Below are 2483 nucleotides of genomic sequence, written 5' to 3'. Positions count from 1 at the left end.
CCTCGTCCTCTTCGACGGCACCTCCACCGAAGGCTGGAGCCAGGCCGGCCCCGGCGGGTTCACCCTCGCCGACGGCGCGCTCACCTCGTACGGCGGCCTCGGGCTCATCTGGTACTCCGGCCGGGAGTTCGGCACCGACTACCACCTGACCCTCGACTGGCGCATGGCCGGCGACGACAACTCCGGCGTGCACCTCGGCTTTCCCCCCGGCGACGACCCCGCCATCCGCAACGGCGGCTTCGAGGTCCAGATCGACGCCACCGACTCCCCCGACCGCACCACCGGCGCGGTGTACGGGTTCCAGTCGCCCGACATCGCCGCCCGCGACGCCGCGCTGAACCCGCCGGGCGAGTGGAACACCTACGACCTCCGCGTCGCCGGCGACCGGCTCACCGTGCAGCTCAACGGCGTGGAGATCAACGACTACACCGACACCGTCCCCGAGCGCCGCCTCGGCCCCGGCCACATCGGGCTGCAGAACCACGGCGCTCGGGACGAGGTCTCGTTCCGGAACATCGTGATCGAGGTCTATGGCAAGTGACGAGCAGGCGGGACCGCCGCCCCGCCGAACCGCCTCCACCGTTGGGAGCCCCATGAGCCGCCAGATCAAACCCCTGTCCCTCGTCGCCGCGCTCACCGTCCTGCCCGCCTTACTGGTGGCGACGCCCTCCGCCGTGGCCGCGCCCGAGCCGACCGGTGCCAGCGCGCCGAACGCGGCCGGGTTCACCCGCACCGCGCTGGTCGACTCCGACCTCGCCGACCCGTTCGAGCTGGCCGTCACGCCCGACGGGCGGGTGCTGTACGCGCAGCGCACCGGTGAGCTGAAGATCATCGACCAGGAGACGCGGGAGGTCACCACCGCGTACGACTTCGACTATCCGCTGGAGTTCACCACGCAGTCCGACGGGCTGCTCGGGCTCGCGCTCGACCCCGCGTTCGCGAAGAACCACCAGCTGTACGTCATGCACTCCGACAAGGCCGAGAAGAGGGTCGACGTCTCCAGGTTCACCCTGAACGGCGACCGGCTCGACCCCGCCTCCCAGAAGGTGCTGCTGTCCATCCCCACCTGGCGCGGCGAGGGCCGCGCCAACGTGCACATGGGCGGCTCGCTGGCCTTCGACAGCAAGGGCAACCTGTACGCCGCCACCGGCGACAACACCGACCCCTTCGAGTCGGACGGCTTCTCGCCGACCGACGAGCGCGACGGCCGCCACGCCTGGGACGCCCAGTCCACCGCCGCCAACACCAACGACCTGCGCGGCAAGGTGCTGCGCATCAAGCCCACCAAGGGCGGCACGTACACCGTCCCGAAGGGCAACCTCTTCAGGAAGGGCGAGAAGAAGACCCGCCCGGAGATCTACGCGATGGGCTTCCGCAACCCGTTCCGCATCTCCGTCGACCCCGCGACCGACGCGCTGATGGTCGGCGACTACGGCCCCGACTCCCGCGAGGCGAACCCGGACCGCGGCCCGGCGGGCATCGTCGAGTACAACCTGATCTCCAAGGCCGGCAACATGGGCTGGCCGTACTGCGTCGGCAACAACATCCCGTTCAACGACCACGACTTCGCGGCCGGCACCTCCGGTGGGAAGTTCGACTGCGCCGCGCCCGTGAACGACTCGCCGAACAACACGGGCAGGACCCAGCTGCCCCCGGCCACCGCCGCGCAGGTCTGGTACTCGTACGCGGCCTCCGCCGAGTTCCCGCAGCTCGGCTCCGGCGGCGGCGGTCCGATGGGCGGCCCGGCGTACGACTTCGACCCGGACCTCGACAGCGCGACGAAGTTCCCCGAGTCGTACGACGGCAAGTGGTTCAACTACGAGCTGACCCGCAAGTGGTTCAAGACCTTCTCGTACGCGGACGGCGAACTGCAGTCGATCGACCCGGTGTTCGAGGGTATGAGCTGGATCCAGCCCTTCGACGCCGCGTTCGGCCCCGACGGCTCGCTCTACGTCATCGACTTCGGCGAGGGCAGCGGCGTGGGCCGCGGCAGCACGAACACGAACGCCGGGATCTACCGCATCGACTACGTCGCGGACGGCGCGGCCGAGTAGGCGCGCGCGCAGCAGAAACCCCGGCCAATGGCCAATGGCCAATGGCCAAGGGCTGATCGGCGCCGCCGGGCGGTTCTTCCGCCCGGCGGCGCCCCCGCGTCGCCGTCCCGTACGGCCGCTTCCTCATCGGCCCGAGCAGGGCGAACCGGCACGCCTCACCCCAGCACCGCGATGTCCAGCCCGGCCAGCCGCTCGGCGTCGCCCATCAGGTCGATCGCCGTGATCCTGCCGTCCTCGACGGTGAAGCCGAACGCCACGACCGTGCGCGCCTTCGCCTGCCACACGGCGCCCACGGCCCCGTCGACCAGCGCGAGCCGCGCCGCCTGCGCGCCGCCGGAGAAGATCTTCGCCACCCCTTCCGCCCCGAGCGTGGCCCGCGCCGCGCCGATGCCCACCGCGGTGGCGTCGGCGCGCATCGCGACGTCCGGC

1 protein-coding gene and 2 pseudogenes are annotated in these 2483 nt (G+C 71.3%); 2 read left to right on the top strand and 1 reads right to left on the bottom strand.

The features are described 5' to 3' along the window. Window positions 1–541, top strand: a 541-nt coding sequence (locus tag H5J30_RS27075) for a 3-keto-disaccharide hydrolase (protein WP_181789945.1), incomplete at its 5' end; no start/stop codon positions are given. Window positions 542–722: 181 nt separating this feature from the next. Next, window positions 723–2042: pseudogene (locus H5J30_RS27070) on the top strand (PQQ-dependent sugar dehydrogenase); the annotation flags it as partial. Window positions 2043–2209: 167 nt separating this feature from the next. Here H5J30_RS27070 and H5J30_RS27065 read toward each other — a convergent pair. After that, window positions 2210–2483: pseudogene (locus H5J30_RS27065) on the bottom strand (RNA polymerase subunit sigma-70); the annotation flags it as partial.

Origin of the sequence: Streptomyces phytophilus (assembly GCF_013870535.1) — a bacterium.
Lineage (GTDB): Bacteria > Actinomycetota > Actinomycetes > Streptomycetales > Streptomycetaceae > Streptomyces > Streptomyces phytophilus.
This window is presented reverse-complemented; position numbering and strand designations above follow the sequence as displayed.